The 22,393-nt window shown below is 41.9% G+C and carries 18 protein-coding genes and 1 tRNA gene; 9 read left to right on the top strand and 10 right to left on the bottom strand.

The genetic code is table 11. The annotated features are described in order from the left end of the window. Positions 1-2 precede the first annotated feature (2 nt). From BM161_RS02430 to BM161_RS02420, 3 genes are all read right to left on the bottom strand, one after another. Complete coding sequence (locus BM161_RS02430) at positions 3-887, bottom strand: ABC transporter ATP-binding protein (protein ID WP_074930121.1); 885 nt, start codon at positions 885-887, stop codon at positions 3-5. A gap of 69 nt (positions 888-956) precedes the next feature. Continuing rightward, positions 957-1,670, bottom strand: a complete 714-nt coding sequence (locus BM161_RS02425) for an ATP-binding protein (RefSeq protein WP_143090478.1) — start codon at positions 1,668-1,670, stop codon at positions 957-959. 12 nt (positions 1,671-1,682) lie between these two features. After that, positions 1,683-2,381: a LytR/AlgR family response regulator transcription factor gene (locus BM161_RS02420; RefSeq protein ID WP_074930117.1), complete on the bottom strand. Its 699-nt coding sequence runs from the start codon at positions 2,379-2,381 to the stop codon at positions 1,683-1,685. Positions 2,382-2,508: 127 nt separating this feature from the next. Between BM161_RS02420 and BM161_RS02415 the strand changes: the two genes are divergently transcribed. The 4 genes from BM161_RS02415 (at position 2,509) to BM161_RS02400 (ending at position 7,407) form a co-directional block, all read left to right on the top strand. Continuing rightward, the gene (locus BM161_RS02415) at positions 2,509-3,201 is read left to right on the top strand and encodes a response regulator transcription factor (protein ID WP_074930114.1); all 693 of its coding nucleotides are present in this window, start codon (positions 2,509-2,511) and stop codon (positions 3,199-3,201) included. A 35-nt stretch (positions 3,202-3,236) separates the two neighbouring features. Beyond that, positions 3,237-4,094 (top strand): sensor histidine kinase, encoded by an 858-nt coding sequence (locus BM161_RS02410; protein WP_074930112.1) that lies wholly within the window; start codon positions 3,237-3,239, stop codon positions 4,092-4,094. A 104-nt stretch (positions 4,095-4,198) separates the two neighbouring features. Next, positions 4,199-4,861 carry an ABC transporter ATP-binding protein gene (locus tag BM161_RS02405; protein ID WP_074930110.1) on the top strand — a complete coding sequence of 221 codons (663 nt, stop codon included), beginning with the start codon at positions 4,199-4,201 and terminating at the stop codon, positions 4,859-4,861. Positions 4,862-4,881: 20 nt separating this feature from the next. Beyond that, positions 4,882-7,407 (top strand): ABC transporter permease, encoded by a 2,526-nt coding sequence (locus BM161_RS02400; protein WP_074930108.1) that lies wholly within the window; start codon positions 4,882-4,884, stop codon positions 7,405-7,407. 16 nt (positions 7,408-7,423) lie between these two features. Here the strand turns inward: BM161_RS02400 and ppk1 are convergent, their stop codons facing one another. From ppk1 to BM161_RS02385, 3 genes are read right to left on the bottom strand one after another with little or no spacing between them, the layout of a single operon-like run. Continuing rightward, the gene (gene ppk1, locus BM161_RS02395; RefSeq protein ID WP_074930105.1) at positions 7,424-9,562 is read right to left on the bottom strand and encodes a polyphosphate kinase 1; all 2,139 of its coding nucleotides are present in this window, start codon (positions 9,560-9,562) and stop codon (positions 7,424-7,426) included. A gap of 9 nt (positions 9,563-9,571) precedes the next feature. Continuing rightward, on the bottom strand, positions 9,572-11,101 hold the full coding sequence (locus BM161_RS02390; RefSeq protein WP_074930104.1) for a Ppx/GppA phosphatase family protein: 1,530 nt from the start codon (positions 11,099-11,101) through the stop codon (positions 9,572-9,574). A 12-nt stretch (positions 11,102-11,113) separates the two neighbouring features. Next, positions 11,114-12,541: an MGH1-like glycoside hydrolase domain-containing protein gene (locus BM161_RS02385; protein WP_074930102.1), complete on the bottom strand. Its 1,428-nt coding sequence runs from the start codon at positions 12,539-12,541 to the stop codon at positions 11,114-11,116. Between the two features lie 240 nt (positions 12,542-12,781). Between BM161_RS02385 and BM161_RS02380 the strand changes: the two genes are divergently transcribed. After that, positions 12,782-14,353 carry a YifB family Mg chelatase-like AAA ATPase gene (locus BM161_RS02380; RefSeq protein ID WP_074930100.1) on the top strand — a complete coding sequence of 524 codons (1,572 nt, stop codon included), beginning with the start codon at positions 12,782-12,784 and terminating at the stop codon, positions 14,351-14,353. A gap of 222 nt (positions 14,354-14,575) precedes the next feature. Here BM161_RS02380 and BM161_RS02370 read toward each other — a convergent pair. After that, positions 14,576-14,658: transfer RNA gene (locus BM161_RS02370), tRNA-Leu, on the bottom strand. Positions 14,659-14,722: 64 nt separating this feature from the next. On the opposite strand from BM161_RS02370, the gene recQ reads away from it, so the two are divergent. Further along, a complete protein-coding gene (recQ, locus tag BM161_RS02365; protein WP_074930096.1) occupies positions 14,723-16,594 on the top strand; it encodes a DNA helicase RecQ in 1,872 nt (623 codons plus the stop codon). Here the strand turns inward: recQ and BM161_RS02360 are convergent. Genes BM161_RS02360 through BM161_RS02350 form a run of 3 tightly spaced genes read right to left on the bottom strand, consistent with a single transcriptional unit; the run spans position 16,591 to position 19,715 of the window. Then, complete coding sequence (locus tag BM161_RS02360; RefSeq protein WP_074930094.1) at positions 16,591-17,331, bottom strand: WecB/TagA/CpsF family glycosyltransferase; 741 nt, start codon at positions 17,329-17,331, stop codon at positions 16,591-16,593. The genes recQ and BM161_RS02360 overlap by 4 nt on opposite strands. 14 nt (positions 17,332-17,345) lie before the next feature. Next, complete coding sequence (locus BM161_RS02355) at positions 17,346-18,227, bottom strand: RsmE family RNA methyltransferase (protein WP_074930093.1); 882 nt, start codon at positions 18,225-18,227, stop codon at positions 17,346-17,348. Positions 18,228-18,230: 3 nt separating this feature from the next. Then, on the bottom strand, positions 18,231-19,715 hold the full coding sequence (locus BM161_RS02350) for a S41 family peptidase (RefSeq protein ID WP_074930091.1): 1,485 nt from the start codon (positions 19,713-19,715) through the stop codon (positions 18,231-18,233). A gap of 70 nt (positions 19,716-19,785) precedes the next feature. Here BM161_RS02350 and BM161_RS02345 point away from each other — a divergent pair, with 70 nt between their 5' ends. From BM161_RS02345 to BM161_RS02335, 3 genes are all read left to right on the top strand, one after another. Next, entirely contained in the window at positions 19,786-20,934 is a 1,149-nt protein-coding gene (locus tag BM161_RS02345) for a P-loop NTPase (protein WP_074930089.1), read from the top strand. 94 nt (positions 20,935-21,028) lie between these two features. Beyond that, complete coding sequence (gene lgt / locus BM161_RS02340; protein WP_074930088.1) at positions 21,029-22,003, top strand: prolipoprotein diacylglyceryl transferase; 975 nt, start codon at positions 21,029-21,031, stop codon at positions 22,001-22,003. Next, a complete protein-coding gene (locus tag BM161_RS02335) occupies positions 22,000-22,344 on the top strand; it encodes a hypothetical protein (RefSeq protein ID WP_074930086.1) in 345 nt (114 codons plus the stop codon). The genes lgt and BM161_RS02335 overlap by 4 nt, the downstream gene beginning before the upstream one ends. Positions 22,345-22,393: the final 49 nt, after the last annotated feature.

The raw sequence follows: 22,393 nt of genomic DNA, 5'->3' as shown, positions 1-22,393 counted from the left end.
CCTCACCGCTCAATTTTTTTTATACTTTCACCCAGGCTCGCTCTGCGCACAGACACAGACTTTACCCGGGAGGTTTTACAGATTCTCTCCAGCACTTCCTTTGAAGAAACATGATTGGAGTTATAACGAATTATCATCTTGTCATTTTCAACCACGTAACGGTCTACTTCTAAATCAGAAATATCTGGAAGTTTTCCGTCCAGCTCAATAAAACTCTCTTCCATTGGAGCAAGTCTTTTATAAAGCTCTTCCTTGGAGCCGTAAAAAGCAACTTCACCTTTCTCAAGCAGAAGAACACGGTCTGCAATTTTAGAGATGTCCTCCATATCATGAGAGCTTACAAGAATTGTTTTTCCCTCACGTTTCTTTTCTTCTATCAATTTATAAAAAGCAGACTTTGCAAACTGATCTAGACCAATGCACGGTTCATCAAAAATATACAAATCAGCATCACGCAAAAAAGTCAGGCCAAGCTCTGCACGTCTTTTCTGACCAAGAGATAACTGTTTTGATTTTAAAAGAAGATTTTCTGTAAAGCCCAGAGTTTCAGAAATGTAGTCGAGGCGCTCATCAAATTCTTTCTGCTTCATACCGTACATAATTCTGATTTCTTCAAGACAATCAATAATCGAAAGCCTCTCATCAAAAACAGGAATGTCAGCAAAGAGCACAGAAATTCGCCTCAAAAACTCCGCCCGCTTTTCCACCGGATTGTTGCGGCAGCTTCTCACAACTCCACCGTCCGGCTTAAGCAGCCCCGAAATCAATTTTAGGAAAGTAGTTTTTCCGGCTCCAGACGCACCAATAATTCCAAGCGTAACGCCCTGCGGAATGTGAAGATCAACATCGTGTAATATAAACTTATTTACCTTGTCGCAAATAACCATTGGTCATCCTCTGGAATTTACAATACTCCGGGAAGAGACGCGACACAAGTAGTGTGGGACAAACAGTATTTATTTAGGGATAAACATATTCACAATGAAAAAGCCGTCTTCTTCGTAGAAGTCTGTCATGCCCGAATAAGACTCAACAATTTCTTTAATCTGATTAACACCAAAACCGTGCTTCTCGCTGTCTGCCTTGGTAGACTTTAATTCAGGATTTTCATCAAGCACAGATTTTGAAATTCGATTTTTCACAGAAATTACATCGTAGCCTTTTTTCTCATAAACACTGATGCCGATTTCTTTTCGGGCTTCAGTACGCGAGGCTTCAATCGCATTATCCACCGCGTTCGAAAATACTGCCGAAAAATCAATACCCTTCATCTTTTCAAACGAAGCCTTTCCGATATCAGCTTTAACATCAATTCCTTCCTGGCGGCACACTTCAAGCTTATCATTGAGAATATGATTCAAAAGAGGATTTCCGGTTTCAACATAACTTCGCACTGCGTTCAGTTTATCAAGAATTTCTGAAATATAATTTCTGGCATTTTCGTAATCACCGCTGTTGATGTAAGAAGTCATCACCATAAGATGATTGCGCATGTCGTGCTTAAGTTTTCTGGTATTCTGATGCAACTGCCTGATTTCCTCTTCCTGCTTGTTGATTTCTTCCATCTGCCATTTATAGGAATCCAGCTCATATTTCAAATCTTTATTCTGAGCTTCAAGTTCGAGGATTTTCTGATTCAGTTCTTCAATTTCTTTTTTATTACCAAACATTTTTCTTGCCACTTATCGTCGCATATACTTCAAAATACTTTTCTTTGCCGCCTCAGAATAAGATTTCCCGATTGGCAGAACCGTGCCATTATCCAGTTCAAGCTCTTCAGTTTTCAAAACCCGAATGTGTTCCAGATTCACAAGAAAGCCCTTGTGGATTCTCAAAAAGTCACTGTCCTCAAGTTCCTTCTCAACGCCCGCCATTGTCGAACGCATTTTATATTCATCTGAAGTTGTATGAATTGCAAGATAATTTGCCTGACCCTCAAAATAAAGAATTTCGCTCTGAGCAAGGTTCACCATCTTTGATGCATTCTGAAAGATAAAATGTTTGTTACGCCCTGCAATTTCTTTTTCACAATCTGCAATCACACTTCGCAATTCGTCATCAAGAAACTTTTTTCTCACAAAGGCAAAAGGATGATATTTAAAACTGTCATAAACAAGTTCGTCATGAGCCGTTACAAAAACAATCAACGTGTGGGCCTTCTCGCAAGTTAGAGCCGCCGCCACATCCATACCACTCATACCCGGCATATCAATATCAATAAGCAGAAGATCTGGCTCAGCATCCGTAGCTGTCTTCACCGCAGAAAGAAAAGTTTCCCCATCAGAAAAAGCTTCAACCTTGTGGCCTGGAAATTCTTTTTTAATAAAGGCGGCAATTTCTTCGAGGATTTTGCTTTCATCATCACAGACTGCAATCTTCAATTTAGTTCTCCGTTTTTGAAATGAAGTAGCTGATTTCAGTATATCACAAAATCCAGGTATTTTTGAAAGATTTTCCTGCTGAACTTTTTGCCAAAAAGTATTATTCTTTTTTACAGGAGATACTTTCTTGATTATACAGATTGTTGAAGACGACCGAGCATTAAGCGAAGGAATTGCAATTACTCTTTCAGACGATAATACTGAATTCCGTAAAGAGCATACAATAAAAGATGCCGTAAAATATTTTCAAAACGATAGTACTTCTATCTCCCTTATCATTCTGGATATAAATCTCCCAGATGGTACTGGTTATGATTATCTGAAAATCATCCGTTCTCAAAGCAACGTACCGGTTCTTATTCTGACTGCAAATGATATGGAAATAGATGAAGTGAAGGCTCTGACAATGGGTGCTGATGATTTTCTTACAAAGCCCTTCAGCCTTGCAGTTTTACGAGCCCGAGTTAATGCACTTTTGCGACGCAGTTGTTTTTCTAATTCATCTATTCAACCAGGAAAATCAAATCTAATTTATCAGCTTGATGATATGGTCTTTGATTTTGAAAGATTGATTTTTAAGAAAGAAAATAATGAAATCTTTTTCAGCGTAAACGAACAGCGACTCTTAAAACTCTTTCTTGACAACAAAGGAAGCGTGCTTACCCGTGAAATTCTTATGGAAAGATTGTGGGGCGAGGATGGAACTTTTGTTGATGAAAATACGCTCTCTGTAACTATCAATCGGTTGCGAAGTAAAATTGATAACGACAAATCAAAACACATAAATACAGTTTACGGTCAGGGCTACCGCTTTGATTAAGATTATGATTGAAACGAAATCAGCAGGAATTAAAAATGTTTGAAAATAAAACACTACACAGACTTGAAGAAATGCTGGATGCCGCAACAGAAGGAACTTTCAAGGAAAGTGATTATGATGAAACAAGACTGTCGCGGCTCGAATCCCGCTGGAAGGAATTCTTAGAAACCTCTGTTTTATCAAATAAAAATCTCGAAGCAGAGCGTCACCGGCTTGAACAGTTTATCTCGGATATTTCTCATCAGACAAAAACTCCAATGACCGTTATAAAAATGTACACAGAACTTCTTATTGAAGAGGCGTCACGCGGCCAGGACTCTTCTCTTGAAAAAATCAAAAATTATTCTATTGAGATAAAAAAGCAAAACGAGAGACTGGAGTTTCTTATTGATTCCCTAACAAAACTTTCGCGTCTTGAAAGCGGCACACTTGAACTTTCAGCAAAACAAAGCTCAGCCAGCGAACTTATAAAAGCGGCAGTATCTGCAATCCTCCCGAAGGCAGAAAAGAAAAATATAAAAATTAATGTGCCTGCCGAAAATCCTGAGAACTCAGCTAATTTTGATTTAAAATGGACTTGCGAAGCTCTGGTAAACATACTTGATAATGCCGTTAAATATTCTCCTGAAAATTCTGAAATCAAAATAGAAGTCGATGCTTACGAAATCTACCTGGCCATGCACATTATTGACCAGGGACAAGGAATCTCCGAAGAAGATATGACCAGAATCTTTGGAAGATTTTACAGAGGCGAAGCTGTTCAACAGGAAGAAGGTGTTGGAATCGGACTTTACCTTGCACGCGAAATTCTTGCAAAAGAAGACGGCTACATCAAAGCGGTTCCCAACAATGTAAGAGTAGGCGGCGAGTTCATAGTTTATCTCCACCGGTAAATCTTACAAAATTGTAAGAATGTAGAAATATTGTCGTAAGATTCATCTTGTATTATGGCCTTATCATGAAGCTCCGAAAAGGCGGGGTTTAAGGAGAAGCAAAAATGAGCATATTAATTGCAGAAAATCTAACCAAATATTACGGTCAGGGTGAAACTCTTGTAAAGGCGCTGGACGGTGTAAGCCTCAATGTTGAACGCGGCGAGTTTGTGAGCATCATAGGAACAAGTGGAAGTGGGAAATCTACGCTTCTTCATATGCTTGGCGGTTTGGATAATCCAACTTCCGGAACTGTTATTATTGATGATAAGGATATTTCAACGCTCAGCGGTGACGCACTCTGTATTTTCCGCCGCAGAAAAATCGGCTTTATTTTCCAGAGCTTTAATCTTGTCCCTTCAATTTCGGTTTATGACAATATCGTTCTTCCACTTAAGCTTGACGGCAAAAAAGAAGACAAGGCCTATATTGAAAATGTAATTGAAACTCTGGGACTTACTCAGAAATTAAAAACTCTCCCGACAAAACTTTCAGGCGGACAGCAGCAGCGTGTTGCAATTGCAAGAGCCCTCGCTTCAAAACCTGCAATAATCCTTGCAGATGAACCAACTGGAAATCTCGACAGTAAAACAAGTCAGGACGTTCTTGGCCTCATGAAAACAACCGGCAAAAAATATAATCAGACAATTGTCATGATTACTCATAATGATGAAATTGCCCAGATGGCAGACAGAACAATCAGAATTGAAGACGGAAAAATTATCTGAAATAAGGGAGAGCAGTAATCATGTTAAAGGTAAATAATAAACAGGCAATAATGAATCTTGCACAGAGCGGTATAAAAACAAATCCCAAAAAATATCTTGTCTTAGTCTTTGCTGTAGTTTTGACAACTGTGCTTTTCTCATCACTTTTTACAATTGGTAGCAGTCTGCTTAATGAAATCCAGAAAGCAACAATGCGTCAGGTTGGCGGAAGTGCTCATGCCGGCTTAAAATATTTGAGCGAGTCAGAATATGATCTTGTAAAAGATGACAAAAAAGTAAAAGACATTTCGTACAGAATTTTAGTAGGAACCTGCGAGGGTGAAGTTTTCAACAAGACTTATACAGAAGTAAACTGGGCAGAACCTTTGAATGCAAAATACGGTTTCTGCTATCCCGAAGTTGGAAGCTATCCTCAAAAAGAAAATGAAATTGTAGTAAGCGATATTATTCTGAACAGACTTTCAGAAAAACTTGGCGGCGAAGAACTAACAGTCGGTAGTCACATCGAAATAAGTATCAGAATTGGAGAAGACCTGGTAACAAAAGATTTTGTTGTAAGCGGATTTTACCGCGGCGATAGCATTTCTATTGCTCAGATGGCTCTGGTCTCAAAAGCCTTTCAGGAAAAATACGCTCCTGTTAAAACAGTAAAATATACAGAGTCAGAGCAGAATAATTACGTCGGCTGGATAATGGCAGACGTCAATTATAAAAACGCTTTCAATATCAGAGGAAAAACAAAGGCTTTAATTCAGCGCTCAGGTCTCCGCGAAGATCTTGATTATGGAATTAACTGGGCCTATCTTGGAACACAAATGGATCCTATGATGGCTGCCTTATGTCTGATTCTTATTGCAACATTTATTTTTGCCGGTTATCTGATTATCTATAATATTTTTGATTTGAACATTCTCTCTGATATTCAGGAATACGGACTTCTAAAAACAATCGGAACTACCGGTCGTCAGTTACGAAAAATCATAATGCTCCGTGCAAGCATGATTTGCGCAGCAGGAATTCCCCTTGGACTTCTTTTAGGGATTGGAGTTGGCGGACTTCTTTTGCCGGTAATTTCAAATCAGCTTGAAACAGTAACTGTAGACAAGGGTAAAGTTCATATCAATCTTCTTGCAATTCTCGCAGCAATACTTTTTTCCTACCTTACGGTAGTTATAAGCGCACTCAAGCCATGTAGAAAAATGTCAAAAGTATCACCTGTAGAAACTGTAAAATACACAATGCCTCTTGATAAAAAGAGTAAGCCAAAAAAGAAAATGCTTACTGTTGTTATGTCGCTTTCACTTTCTCTTATAGTTTTGAACAGCGTAATCACAATTGTAAAAGGTTTCAACATGGACGGCTTTATCGAAGATATGGTGATAAGTGATTACAGCGTTCAGGAAGCTCAGCTCGATCAGCCAGGCTCAAGCTATAAAGACACTCAGGGAGTAAGTCAGGATTTTCTTGCTGCACTTGCAAATCAGGAAGGCGTAGAGGAAACCGGAAATATTTATTTTGGAAATCCTAATCATACTTTTTCTGAAGATGACTGGAAAAAAATCAAAGAGAATTTTCTCTGCCGCGAAGAAGTAAAACAGAAAATCATAAAATACAATTCCTATGGGAACAAGGGTTTTGATATCGATGAATATCTGAAATATCTTGATCAGGAAAAAACACTGGACGGAAATACATATGGACTTGGAAAATTTGCATGTGAAAAACTGAAGGTGATTCAGACTCTGGATGGCAGCAGCCAGATTGACTGGAATCAGTTCAACTCCGGAGACTATGTACTTGCAAGCCAGTTTGAAGATGAAGGTGGAGTGCTCATTAATATTGTTGAACCTGGCGAAAAAGTACAGGTTGAGGGCAAAGAATATACAGTTCTTGCAATTGTTGAAATGCCGTACGCAATGAGACTTCAGGCCTACTCTCAGATTCAGTGTGATTTTATGCTGCCAGAAAATGAATTCCTTTCATTATATCAGAACTGGAATCCAATGCGAACCTTGATTGATGTACAAAACGAAAAAGAAGAAACTTTCGAAAATTGGCTGAGCTCTTACACAAAACAGATTGAATCATCTTTAAGCTACAAATCAAAAGATGACATAAAAGATGAATATAAATCTTTTGGTGACATGATAGGAATTGTCGGAACCGTAGTTGCAGTGATTCTTGCCCTGATTGGAATTATGAATTTTTCAAACACAATCGTAACTTCAATTATCACAAGAAGCCGCGAGTTTGCAATGCTCGAAGCCGTAGGCATGACAGGAAAACAGCAGAAGCGCCGTGTTATGAAAGAGGGCTTAGAATATTTCCTATGGACTTTGGCTGCCTCTCTTGTATTTGCCAGCCTGCTCAGCTGCACAGTTGTAAGACTTCTTATAAATGAGCTTGCAATGTTCAACTGGAACTTTTCTCTGATGCCGGTTCTCTACTGCCTTCCTTTCATCTGCCTGCTTGTGCTTGTTATTCCGGTTATTGTTTACAACCGTATCAGCAGAAAAAGTGTAGTTGAAAGATTGCGCTGCGAATAAAGGTGTGAGTAAAAAATTACTTGCGTCTTACTTCGAACTTCTTTTCAGAGACGTTTGGTTTCTTTTCTTCAAGTGCTTTATATTTTTTATAAAGCACTTCCTGCGCGCGCACTGCATCATCTTTTTTGCCGCGAACTACAGGTTCCCAGCTTCCGTTTGACTGAAGCTCCATTGCAGTTGTGTTGTCAGCAAAGTAAGTATCGAGAATAGATTTCACATCATCAAAGGCAGCCTTATCCAGGATCGGGAACATAAGTTCGATACGACGGTCGAGGTTGCGGTTCATCCAGTCGGCAGAAGAACAGTAAAGCTCCGGAGTACCACCGTTCTGAAAATAGAAAATACGGGCATGCTCAAGATAGCGGTCTACAATAGAAACGACCTTAATGTTTTCGCTCAACCCTTCAACGCCCGGAACCAGCATACAGATTCCGCGGATATTCAAAAGAACTTTTACGCCCGCCTGACTCGCCTTATACAAAGCAGAAATTACTTCCTCGTGAGTAAGGCTGTTCATCTTTGCAATAATGAGTCCCGGGTTTTCAGAAGTGCTTCTTTCAATTTCACGGTTAATCATTGCAATAAGACGAGACTTCATTGCAACCGGAGCCATGCTCAAACAGTTCATGTTCTGCAAAGTTGAATAGCCGGTTACAAGATTAAAGAACTGAGTTGCATCATTTGCAATCTGCGGGTTAGCAGTAAACAAAGAAATATCAGAATAAAGTTTTGCAGTTTTAGTATTGTAGTTTCCGGTAGCAAGGTGAACATAACGGCGAATTGTATCACTTTCGCGGCGAATCACCATTAAGATTTTTGCGTGCACTTTAAGATTTACAAGTCCATAAATTACAGTAACACCGGCCTGCTCAAGTTCGTTCGCCCAGGCAATATTTCGCTCTTCATCAAAACGGGCCTTGAGCTCAACAAGAACAACAACCTGCTTGCCACGCTGGGCTGCACGTTCAAGCGCATCAATAATCGGAGAGTTACGGCCGGTACGGTACAGTGTCATTTTGATTGCCAGTACGTCGTCGTCATCAGCCGCATCAGAAATAAATTTTACAACAGGATCGTAGCTTTCATAAGGCACGTGAAGAATCTTGTCGTGAAGTTTGAGAGTGTCCCAGTAAGGCTCTTCTTCCGGTAAGTCTGCAGGATAAAAATGATCCCAGCGTTCAAAACTCAAAGCGCCGCCTTCATCAGCTTCGCGGAGCTCCATCAAATCTCCCGGATTAATAATCTGATCAACCTTATAAATATCCTCTTCTGCAAGCTCAAGCTTTTCCATCAAAAACTTCTGGATTTTCTGACTCGAACCATTGCAGGTCATCTGAACAGGGAACGAAGATTTTCTCTGAATCAGAACATCTTCCATAGCGTGAATAAAGTTTTTTCCGGCATCCTCATCAACCGCAAAGTCTGCATCTCGAGTTACCTTAAACAAAAGAGTTTCTTCAACATCAAAACCTGGAAAAAGCTTTGTACCAAAAGCTGCAACAACATCCTGAAGCAGCGCAAACTGGCGGCCATGCACACCACCGCTTCCTGTTCCCATAAGCCAGTAGATATTCGGAATACCTTCCGGAATTTCAACAAGAGCAATTCGCGGAGCTTCTTCACTTCCACGGAACTCTTCAGAACCGCTGGCCATTTTAATTCCCTTAATCGGGCTAAGAAGAAAGGCAGCATAGCGTGTAAGATTTTTGATATGAGGAAACGCTTCAGTGTCTGTACGAAGCGGAGTAAGCAAAGGAAAAATTTCAGAATTAAAAACACCGTTCAGATATTCAGACTGCTGCTGTGTGTACTGCATCGGAGTAACGTAAACAAGACCTTCAATTGCAAGCTCAGGAAGAATGTCTGTCATAAGGCATTCCTGCTGAGAACGGATAATCTGATGTGCACGCGCAGAAATTGAAGTGAGCACCATCTGAGGAGAAAGACCTGAAACATCAACAAAGCCAGGATTTTCTGCAAGCAGACGCTTTAAGGATGCAACACGTACCTGGAAAAATTCATCAAAGTTAGAAGTAACAATAGAAAGAAACTGAAGACGCTCTAAGAGAGGAAGTTCCTTGTTGAGTCCCTGAAATAAAACGCGGGCATTAAACTCAAGCCAGCTGAGTTCGCGATTGAAATATCTTTCCTGCATATTACTCTCCTACAGCAAAATTACCTTATAACCAAAAACCGATTCGAACATGCCCGACTTTTCGTTGAGCGCTATTTTTTCCAGTACGGTATTTTTGGAAGCCTTTGTATGAATTACAAGCGAGTTCTGCTGAATCTTAATAGAAAAATCACTGAACTTCTGAATGTGTCCGCGGTCCAGCGCATCTGCAATACGAAGAATTGCCGTAAGCTTTAAGATAGTCATGCGGTCCGCACGCGGCAGCATAAGGAAGCTGTCTTCATCCTGAGGAACAGAATTACCCTTATGATATTTTGCAATCTCAGCTACGATAGTATTGTCCTTACGCGACAATCCGAAAATCTCTGAATTGCGGATAATGTAAGAGCTGTGAAGATTGTGATTGTCATAACGGATAAAGCCGCCAATGTCATGAAGAATCGCAGCTGTCTCAAGCAGGGTTCGCGCATGTTCGTTAAAGCCTAAATCATTTGTAAGAGTGTCATAAAGCTTAACCGCAATCATGCGCACACATTCAGCGTGATTTTCATCACCATGATATTTACGAAGCAGGTTACGTGCCGAAGCGGTAATCTGCATATTGAATTCTGACTGAAGCTCTTCGTTTTCACTAGAGTGCTGGCTTAAAAGAATACCGTTACGGATATTTGTTTCCGGCGCCAGAAGCTTTTCTGCCTTTGTAAGATGAAGGAAGAGATTATAAATAAGAAGACTTACCTGAAGAGTTTCTGCTTCGTTGTAGGAAATCTTAAAGCGGGCAACACATTCATCAACACTGTAGCCCTGAATCTCCTTCGCAAATTCAGAAAAATCATCTTTATCAATTTCCCAAAGGAAGGTTGAGATTGGGCGGCCAACGTTCAGAGCCGCCAGAGTAATATCTGGTCCTACTGCAATAAACTGGCGAACCTCACTCATGTTCAATTCACTTTCAAGAGAACCCTTTGTGTTGTAAATTGATTCCTGAACATAGCGCTGAATATCATTGTAAGAGCTTGTCTGATTTTTCATCTGCTGGTCAATGCGAACAGTACCAAGGCGAAGACTGTGAACGCCCGCCATCTTACCTTCAGACATCAGCATGATTTCGGTTGTACTTCCGCCAACCATAAGAATTACAGTATCAGCATCCTTAAAAGCCGCCGTCTCGTTTTTAATACATTCAGAAACAGCAAGATACATCAGCTTATTTTCTTCAATACCGTCTACAATGCGAACGTGGAAACCGGCCTGTACAAGGATTCGGTCCATAATAGGGTCACTGTTCTTTGCATCGCGGAAAGCACTAAGGGCAACACAGGTACATTCTGATGGAGTAATACCCCAGCCCGCGAGCTGCTCACGGTAACGTATGAGAATCTGAATTAACTGATTTTGAGTTTCCTGGCTGATTATGCCGCTGGTAAAAACGTCTTTTCCAAGGGAGAGGGGCTTTTCCGAACGGTCCAGAATATTCTGTTTTCCGTCCGGTAAAAATTCGGCTACAAGGAGGCGAACCCCTGTCGAACCGATTTCAATTACTGATTCAGGGGCTGCCATTCTAACCTCCTATTATAGCTTATCGATAAGCATTGAACATTTACCGCTTGGAATCGGCAATGTCTTTTTCTTTTGATCGAGGATATTAATTGTGAAGTAGTAGAGCTTTTCGCTTTCCATCTGGATTTCCCAGCCGCGCGAACTCTTGTTCGACAGAATTGTGATGAGGTTGCGCTTAAGCGAAAGGTTTTCTATACCCATAATTTCAAGGTTCGGAATAATCCAGTCTACAGTCTTACGTGGAAGGCTGATGGAAAGTCCGATTACGTTTTCAATCATCAAAGCGATTGTTGAAAGTCCTGCTGTAAGAAGGTAACGTGAACGTGCATAGTCTTTTTTATTGATTTTTGCACGGCCTTCTTTATTTGGAAGATATGCTTCAAAGAGGTCACCAGGCTGCTTATTTTCGTTAGGCATAAGACCTTCGAGAACGTAGTAAAGGTGACGGATTGCACATTCACGGGCAAACTCGTACTGAGCATATTTTTCAAGACCTTTGATTACCATAAAGTTGAATGCTGGCATTACAGATCCACAGTAGCCGTTTCCTTCTTCGCTGAAGTTAGGGTTATCCACACTGAGAGTTGGGAACGGATGGTCTGTACCAAAAGTCTTAGGATTGTTCAGATGTTCAACAAGAAGATCAGCCTTGTCTGCGTTAGGAATTTCAGCAAGCATTGTCCAGTAAGAAGCAATTGTCTTTACCTTAACCTGCTTTTCATCCTTATCAAGATCATAGTAGAAACCAGATGCATTATCCCACATCAAAGAATTGATTTTTGTTTTGATAGAGAAATACATCTTGCGGTACTGGAAGCTGATATCCTTATCATTAAGAATATCACCAAGAGCAGACATATAAGATGCGTTGATAGCCATACAAGCGTTAAAGTCTACAGGATAGTAAACCTTTTCGCGTGGAGAGTTTGTCATTGAAGAAGCACTTACAGGAACTGAATAAAGGCCGTTATCCTTTTTGAATTTAGAATCAAGCCAGTCCATGTACTTCTGAAGAGTTGGCATTACATCCTTGATGCGCTTTTTGTTAGCTGACTTATGGAAGAGATTGTATTCAGCAAATGCGAACAGAGGGAGACCAACGCCTTCCTTATTGTCTTTGTCGAGTACAGGCTGATTAGTCTTTACATCATACTTCCAGCGGATAGCTCCCGAAGCTTCCTGGCGCTCATAGAAATAGTCAATGTTTTTACACGCATCAAAATTTCTGTTTGAATATACAAGAAAGAATGTTGAGAAAATTGATTCAAACTGGTTAATAACAAGTTTGTCTTTCTCCGGATAAATAAATAAGCCTTCTGAATCCTGCTCTCCGGTTTCGGGGTTAATCCATAATGAAGAAACCCAAGACCATGTCTTATTATAAATGTCTACAAAATCCTGATCGTAAAAATGGATTTTTGGAAAATCATGCTTATTCACAAGAACTCCTACTTTTTGCGGTTGCTAGCGGTGTCTGACTAATTTAGATGAGAATACCGCTACATATAATATATCACACTTTTTTGAAATTTGATAAAAAATTCTGCAAAATTATACAAATTTTTTTTCCATATTCAAGTGCTAAAGGCCCATTTTTGAAAAAAAATTAAATTTTTCACATTTTTTCGAAAAAAACTTCCTAAAATCGCATATCAAAACAACTTTATAGGTGGAGGTAATATGCAGATTTATTCATTTTCACCTTTTGGATATGAAGGTGCTTTGGTTACTGTTGAAGTTGATTTGAGACGAGGTATTCCAGCCACGGATATTGTGGGCCTGGCTGACGGCGCGGTGAAAGAGTCGCGGGAGCGTATGCAGGCGGCTATCCGTAACGCGGGGTTTGAGTATCCCGGGGAGCGGGTACTGATTTCGCTTTCACCGGCTGATCTGAAGAAGGAAGGCGCGGGCTTTGATTTGCCGGTGGCGCTGGGCGTACTTGGCGCGAAAGCGATTGATGAAGGAGCAAGCGGCTTTATTGACGAGCCGCTTTTGGTGATGGGTGAGCTGGAGCTTTCCGGAAGGGTGCGGGCTGTAAAAGGGGTACACGCAGCGGTTTCTACTGCGGCGGCCAGCGGAATTATGCGCTGTATTGTTCCTGTGCAGAATGCTGATGAAGCCCGCGAGATTCCAGGCGTTCAGGTGTACGGTGCAGATTCCCTTGAAAACGCCTTCCGAGCCCTCAGTGATTCATCTTTTTACGTAGGCCGGGCGGCGACCGGGGGAGAAGCGGAAGTCCCTGCCGACTGTACCGAAACAGAAGGCATTTACTTTCCAGAAATAGCGGCTGGCTATGAGTTTGCAGAATTAAAAGGCCAGTACCGTCTGGTACGTGCCCTGCAGATTGCAGCCGCAGGAGGCCATAATCTTATTGCTCTGGGAGCGCCCGGCTGTGGAAAAACTATGGCAATTCAAAAGTTCCCGGCCATTAATCCGGTACTCACAACTGATGAAGCCCAGTCAGTTACAAGAATATGGTCTCTGGCGGGTTTGATAAAGCCTAGCGAGCCTTTGATTCGTATTCCACCTTTCAGAATTCCGCATCAAACAGCGTCCATAGAAGGCATCTGTGGCGGCGGCCCCAACTGCCGCCCCGGCGAAATCTCACTGGCCCACAATGGTGTACTTTTCTTAGACGAAGCCGCAGAGTTCCGCTCTTCAGTTTTACAGATGCTCCGCGTGCCGCTGGAAAACGGAACAATTTCACTAAGCCGCGCCGGCCGTACAACTGTGTACCCTGCCCGTTTCCAGCTTTTAATGGCCGTGAACCCCTGCCCCTGCGGCAACTACGGCTCCAAATCAAAAATCTGCCTGTGCAGCCTAAAATCCATAGACCAGTACTGGAAAAAGTTCTCGGCCCCTCTGCTAGACCGCGTAGACCTGAGAGTTTTCGTAGAAAACAACGCCGAAGAAACCTGCGAGCCTGAAGACCGCCCCGGCCTCACAACCACAGAAGAAATCCGCACCGGCGTAGCCCGCGCCATAAAAGCCCAAAGAAAACGCCAGGGCCAAAAAAACGCCCTGCTGTCCCCCCAGGAAATCCTGGACCACTGCCAGCTGGATTCTGAAGGCCGAAAACTCCTGGACACCGCAACCTTGCGTTACGGCTTCTCCCCAAGAGCCATCGCCTCCTGCCTGAAAGTAGCAAGAACCATAGCAGACCTGGCCGGCGAGCGAAACATAAACCCCGAGCACATGTCCGAAGCCATAGACTTCCACAAACTCTGCTCAACGCTCCCGCCTGAGTTATAAGAGATCTCGGTTGTCAGAGTGCTATTGGAACTCGGTACCGGAGTGGAGACTTGAACTAGCCTACGATAGCAGAACCGTTAAAAAACAATGCGAAAGCATTGTTTTAGGTTCTACCACCGAAACGGCTCAGAGCGAGATTTATCGAGCGACGAGTTCAAGTCGATCCCAGAAAAAGATCATAGTTAAAAAAAAAGAACTTCCTCAAACAAAGGAAGTTCTTAATACCGGAGAAGAGACTTGAACTCTTACACGATTGCTCGCAACAGATTTTGAGTCTGTCGTGTCTACCATTCCACCACTCCGGCGTGATTTGCTAAATATATCAAAAGAATAAGGATTTTTCAAGTGCAAATATGCTATAATAATTATGTGAAAATTATTGCCACCGCCTTCGAGCACGCAGACCCCGCCCTAGTCCTTAAAACCGTTTTCGGCTATGACAGCTTCCGCCCGCTCCAGAAAGATATCATCACAAACATACTCAAAGGCAAAGACACCCTCGCGGTTATGCCAACCGGCGGCGGCAAATCCCTGTGCTATCAGCTTCCCGCTTTAATTCTCGAAGGCATCACCATTGTTGTTTCGCCGCTCATCTCCCTCATGCAGGACCAGGTAAGCTCGCTCGAAACCGCCGGCATTCACTCAGCCTTTTTGAACAGTTCACTAAGCTGGGAAGAATACTGCCAGGTCGTAAACGAAATAAAAGCCGGCGAAGTTAAGATTGTCTACGTTTCCCCAGAAGGCTTGGCCACCGCAAAAATCAGAGAACTGCTTTCGAGCCTTGAACAAAAAATCAGCTGCATCACAATTGATGAGGCGCACTGTGTTTCTCAGTGGGGTCACGACTTTCGCCCAGACTATCTTGAAATAAAAACCATTCGTCATCTGTTTCCGGACGCCGTAATGCTCGCGCTTACCGCCACTGCAACAGAGCACGTACGACAAGATATCTGCCAGAATCTTGGCATGAAAAATCCTAAAATCTTTATCTCTAGTTTTAACCGCGAAAACATTTATCTTGAAGTGTTGCCAAAACGAAACGCACTTCAGCTGGTTATTGACTGCATCCGTAAGCACTCCGGTGAAAGTGGAATCATTTACTGCAATTCGCGAAAGCAGGTAGACGAGCTTGCCGAAACCCTTGATAAAAAAGGCTACTCTATTCTTCCTTATCACGCAGGCCTTTCAGATGATGTGCGCGCTAAAAATCAGGATTTGTTTATTAAGGATGAAGTTCAGATTATCGTGGCGACAATTGCTTTTGGCATGGGAATCAATAAGCCTAACGTGCGCTATGTAATCAATTATGATCTTCCAAAATCGATAGAAGAATACTATCAGGAAATTGGCCGTGCAGGTCGAGACGGGCTTCCTTCCAGTGCACTTCTGCTTTACAGTCCTCAGGACATTCATAAAATCCGCTGGTTCTTCCAGGAATCTGCCTCTCCGGAAAAAGATGAGATTCTTCTTCAGGGCATGATAAAATATGCAACCTCACGAATCTGCAGACGAAAAGCGCTTTTACAGTATTTTGGCGAAGCCTATGAGCCAGCCGGCGGTGAATCAGATAAAACCTGCTGCTGCGACATTTGTTCTGCCGGTGATATCCCTTTACAGGATGTTACCATTCCGGCACAAAAACTCATCTGCTGCATTATCAGAACCAGCGAACGTTTTGGTGCGGGGTACGTGGTAGACGTACTGCTCGGTTCAAACAGTCAGCGCATTGCAGACAACGGCCACGACAAAATCACAACCTGGGGAATCGGGAAAGAATACAACCGCGCCGAATGGCTTGAGCTCACAGACCTTCTGATTGACGAAGGCTACATAATGAAAACCGGAGAATACAACGTTCTTGAAGTAACTCCGCTTGGAAAGAAATTCATTGCTGCACGAACTGAGCTTAAGCTTCCTATGAGGCCGGATGTAACAAGGCTTTCAAAAAAGACCCGTAGCGACGTAACAACAAATATCCGCGGAGAAAAGATTACTGCCGAAAAGCCAGCCGTCAACGACACACAGGCCGAAGCCATCATCACAAATCTTAAAGCATGGCGAAAGCGTAAGGCTGATGATTTGAATGTTCCGCCTTATGTAATTTTCGGAGACAAAACGCTCCTTGACCTTGCAGCAAAAAAGCCAAAGTCGCGTCAGGATCTTTTGAATGTTTACGGAATTGGTCGAGTGAAGGCCGAAGAATTCGGCCGTTCAATACTTCAGATTATTGAGGAAAGCTAGTTCTTCTTAAAGAGTCTGTACCATACCAGTACAATGATGTACCAGAGGAAAGGCAGAAGCAAAAAGATTTTGAACGGATTGTGAAGCACCTCAACAAAAATCTCATGACCTTTATTGAATGTAGATTCCTTTACACGCTTTACGCGCTCAGAGAAAATTCCAAAGGCATCTTTGTAGTAAAGGAAAATACTGGTAGAAAAACGGTTGCGTCTTTTATATGGCCAGCAGTTTTTCTCTTTGATTCCGTCACTCAGCAAAACCAGTGAAGGCTGTGCCTTGTAGATTGCTTCAACAATATCATCTTCTACAGACTTTGGATAATATCCGCCGTAGCGTCCGATTACACGAAGATTGCGGAAAGTATCTTTGATATTTTTTTCTGCCTTGTTGATTGTCTTTTTACTTGAACCAAAAAGATAAAGAGTTTTGTAATGAGAATCCAGAATTGAAAGAATGCTGATTACAGCCTCAAAAGGATTGTAGCGTACAGGAACATCTTTTTTGAGGAATTTTGCACCCTTAAGAATACTCTTTGAAATTGGAATTATGAGGTCGGCATTGTTTATACATTCTGAATAAAGGCCCTTATGACGTGCCTTTAAAAGATTCCAGATTGAAAGAAAAACAATCTGCTTTGTACCGGGTTTTGCAAGCAGCTCAAGAACTTCACTTTCAAGATTCTCAGGCTGTATAACATCTACAGGAACCCCGATTAAAGAAATGCGTTTAATTGACATTTATAATACCCCACCTATTTACTTTCATTAATTTCATTCTGCACTGCCGCAATTCCATAAAGAGCCGCAGTTTCACACCTTAATATATTTACGGCAAAATGTATTGGGACAAAAAGCCCTTTTTCTTCAAGCAGTTTAACTTCTTCTGGGCTTATTCCACCCTCACTTCCAACTGCAATAGCGGCTCGTTTTATTTTGCCGTCTGCAGCTTCAACAACTTTTCTCAAGTTGCCATCGCAGTCACCACGCTCCGAAAGCACAAAGGCTACGTCACCTCGTTCTACGGTAGTTTCGACCCTTCGACCAGGCTCAGGGACCGCAGGCTCAACCACCGTATCCCCAGCTCCCCACAATTCAATCGCCTTCTCCAGGCTCATCGGCTCCATCACCTTTGTATCCACCGGCGAGCCGCTCTGCTGTCTTGCTTCACGTACAATTCTTTCAAGACGTTCACGCTTTGCACCCATCAGAGCCTGCGCACTGCTCTTTTCTGTATACTCACCAACAACCGGAATAATAACAGCAACTCCACACTCGGTAGCCTGCCGTACAATAAGTTCAAATTTCTGTGGGCGCGGCAAAAACTGAAACAGCCAGTATTCAACTTCCTGGGCACCGTTCACAGCATCACCTGCAATCTCATCTGCCTGAACACCACGCGTAATTGATTTGTCTGCACCACTGGCTGTATCTGCACAAATCTGCAGTGTTACACATCTTGCGCTTTCATCAATCTTTGCAACTGTTGCGTTTTTCAAACTACCGTCTGGTAGTCTTACACTAATCATATCACCATTACGAACACGTAAAACCTGTCGTAAATAGCGGTAATCTTTTCCATCAAGATTTATGAGGCCGTTCTTTTCTTTTCCCTTTTCAATGATTAACTGCCGCATCTTTTATTTTCTTACGCTGGCAGTAAGGCCCTTACCGTCTGCAGCTTTTTCACCTTCTGCTTCTTCCTGAAGCTGGCGCAAAGTCTTTGTATTTTTCAGCATTGTGGCAAAGTCTTTATTCTGAATTACCTTAATTGCTTCATTAAGCTGCAAATCATAATCTAAATCATAAAGAACTGAAGGCTGAGATTTCTGAACCTGTACACGAATAAGACGACGGATAAGTCTTTCATCAAGAGAATAATCCTTTTTGATTTTTACAGCCGCAGCAGCAATATCAGCCTCACTCATATTTGGCTTACTTTCTGCAGCCTTGTTGATTACCTCAGACTTAATCATATCAACATAAAGTTTTTCTTCTTCTTCAGTAAAATCTGCAAGATTCTTTACTTCCTGATCCGGCGGAATACCAATCTTATCAATATTCATATCACTTGGTGTGTAATAACGTGCCATAGTGATTTTGATTCCGTCTGTATTTGAAAGAGGAATTACCTGCTGAACAGAGCCCTTACCATAAGTTCTCTCTCCAACAAGATATGCAAGGTGATAATCTTTAAGCGCACCAGAAACAATTTCAGAAGCACTTGCCGCACCCTTATTAATCAAAACTACAATTGGAATTCCACTCTTAACAGTTGTGTTTTCTTTGTTTGCTGAGAACTGAGAGTTTTCAAAAAGAAGGCGGCTCTTTGTAGAAACAATCGGACCGTTATCAATAAACTTATCTGCAACATCAACGGCACTGGTAATGAGTCCACCCGGATTATCGCGAAGGTCAATAATCAGCCCCTGATAATCATTCTTTTCAAAGTTGTCCAAAGCATCCTGAAGGCGCTGAGCTGTATCTGGAGTAAACTGAATCAGTCTTGCATAACCGATTTTTGTACCCTCAATCATTCCATACTTTACAGTTGGAACTTCAATGAGCGCGCGAATCAAAGTTACGTCAAACTTCATGCTTGTACCGCGAAGAATTGTAACTGTAACCGGAGTTCCAATTTCACCGCGAAGATGCTGGAGAACCTCGTTCATTGTCATGCTTGGAGTAGGCATTCCGTCAATTGCAGAAATCAAATCTCCTGCCTGAATGCCGGCCTTAGCACCCGGTGTATCTTCAATTGGAGAAGCAACCTCAACATATGCCGGCTTACTTGGAGTAGATTCTGCGGCCTTAGAAATTGAAAGACCAACTCCACCAAAGCTTCCCGAAGTGGTATCACTCAGGTCGCGCATATAATCTTCATCCAGATAAAGGGTGTAAGGGTCGCCAATTGCATCAAGCATTCCCTTAAGAGCACCTTCATAAAGGATTTTCGGGTCTATTTCATCAACATAATTCTGCTGAACAAAGTCAAAAACAGAATTAAGCTTCTTTACATACTGAAAACTTGTGATTTTTGTGTCATTTTCAACCGAAGACTCGGCAAAACACTGAGATGAGCAGAGCAGAAAAGCTGCCAACACTACTTTTATGAGTTTCTTCATAATACTCTATTGTATGACACAAAAATCAAAAAATCTACCTTTTTATAGATAATTGTGCTATAATCAGAATATGTCACAAATAATACCTATAGCTAGTGGAAAGGGCGGTGTTGGTAAGAGCCTCCTTTCTGCAAACTTAGCAATTGCCCTTGGACAACAAGGAAAAAAAGTAGTTTTAGCAGATTTGGACCTCGGAGCGTCTAACCTTCATCTTGTAATTGGTCAGAGACCTGGAAAAGCCAGCCTTGGTTCATGGTTTACAGAAAAAAATGATTTCCGCGAAATAATTCAGCCGACAGACTATCAGAATGTCAGTTTTATTGCCGGCGACAGCCAGATTCCAGACCTTACTTCGCTTAAGCACTTACAGAAAGTAAAGCTCATCAAAAATCTTAAAAATATTGATACTGATTATGTAATTCTTGACCTTGGAGCAGGTACTCATCAGTTTATTCTTGATATGTTCCTTCTTTCTCCTCAGGGAATTATTGTTTCTGCTCCGGCTGTTACTGCTACCCTGAACGGATACCTTTTCCTTAAGAATGCTGTGTTCCGTCTTTTGTACACAACTTTCAAAAAGGGAACTCCGGGCCGCGAACTCCTTGATGAACTGAAAAAAGATTCTGCTACAATGCAGAAGCTTTATATTCCTCAGCTGATTCAGGGACTCGCTCAGAGAGATCCACAGACAACTCAGCTGTTTATTAACCGCATGCAGCAGTTCCGTCCTCGTCTTGTTATGAACATGATTGAAGATCCTAAGGATGCTGACCGCGCAACAAGAATTAAATCTTCATGTAATCAGTACCTTGGTCTTGAAATTGAATATCTTGGTCTTATGTACCGCGATATGCTTCAGGATAAGGCTTTGGCTTCTCAGCTGCCGGTTGTTGTTTATAAACCTCAGTCTGTTCTTGGCCAGGCTATTTATAGAATTGCTGATAAAGTGATTCAGACTCCTCCGCATGAATTTGATGCTGAGTTTAATCCAGACAGCTTTAACGGTGACAATTTCCAGGATGTTGAAGATGATGCAAATGAAGACTTTAACTTCCGCCTTTCGGGTATTGATGATATTGTTTCAAGTGGTTCTCTTAGCATCAGCGAACTTGCTGAAATGATTAAGACCCAGCAGTATGAAATTACTCAGCTCCGAAAGGAAAACAACCTGCTCAAGTCTAAGCTGATTAAAGCTTCTCAGCAGGGATTCAAAGTATAATACTCTCGTCATTGCGAGCACGAAGTGCGAAGCAATCTACAATTTTGGATTGCCACGTCGTTTCACTCCTCGCAATGACACTAAGGAATTCTACATGTTTTTATACATCAACTACCCTTCGTGGATTCACCCGCAGATTTTTCCGGATGTTCGCTTCTTGGGACTCCTGCGCTGGTACGGACTTATGTACGCCTTTGCATTCGGTACCGCTTACATTCTCTTAAAGCAGGTCTGGAAAGAAGGTGCCCTTAATTCTCCAAAAATCAAAACAACTGAAGATGACCTTTTCAGTTTTATCTTTACCGGAATCATTTTCCTCTTAGTTGGTGCTCGTGTTTTTTCAACTTTGATTTATGATACAAGCGGACTCTACCGTCACAAGCCATGGCTTATTTTCTGGCCATTTGATTCTGCAGGACATTTTACCGGTTTACAGGGAATGTCTTACCACGGTGGTTTTGTTGGCGGAATTATCGGAATGCTTGTATGGTGCAAAGTCAAAAAACGTTCCTTTATCAAATTCAGTGATGCAATGGTTTGCGCCATTCCGCTTGGATATACCTTTGGCCGTATCGGTAACTTTTTGAACGGCGAACTTTACGGCCGCATTACAACCATGCCTTGGGGAATTGTTTTCCCGGATGCAGAAAAGTTTTCTGCAAATCTCCCATGGGTTCAGAACTTTGCAGCAAAAATCGGAATGACACTTCGCGAAAGCGGACTCGTTAATCTTCCGCGCCACCCAAGCCAGCTTTACGAAGCCTTCTTTGAAGGAATTATTCTCTGGCTCATTATCTGGCTTTGCCGCAAACACAAAAAGTTTGACGGAATGCTCGGTGCAATTTATGCCGGCGGCTACGGTTTCTTCCGTTTCTTCATTGAATATCTTCGTGAACCAGATGCAGACCTTGGCTATAGAATTGCAAAGGATTCTTCTGCACCAATTTATACAACAACATCTCTTCTTAATATTTCAACCGGTCAGATTCTCTGCTTTTTGATGATGGCTTTTGCTGTCACTTACGCAATTGTCTGCTGGCGCATTTCAAAACATAAGGAGTCTGTATGAAAAATCTTTCAAAGAAAATAGCTGTAGTTCTTGCTGCAATCATGTTTGTTCAGCCTGCAATGTTTGCACTTGATACTGCCCTTACAAAAGAAATTGTTGCTCTTGAACTTGAGCTTACAAAAATGAAAACTCATGCCGGCGAATATGCAAACATGAGCGAAGCTGCCCTCAACAGGAAAATTGAGCGCACAAAAAAGAAGCTTGAAAAGAAAAAGGCTAAGGCTAAAAAAGAAGCTGAAAAAGATAAGGAAGCCATCAAAAAAGGCACAAAGAAAGCAGGAAAAAATATTAAGCAGGCCGGTAAAGACATCGGCAATACTTTCAAAGAAATCTTTGAGTAAAAAAACGGTGGTTGAGCCTGCGGTCCCTGAGCCTGGTCGAAGGGTCGAA

Origin of the sequence: Treponema bryantii (assembly GCF_900113965.1) — a bacterium.
Taxonomy (GTDB): Bacteria; Spirochaetota; Spirochaetia; order Treponematales; family Treponemataceae; genus Treponema_D; species Treponema_D bryantii_A.
The sequence above is the reverse complement of the archived record's forward strand: the minus strand, read 5'-3'. Positions and strand labels throughout refer to the sequence as shown.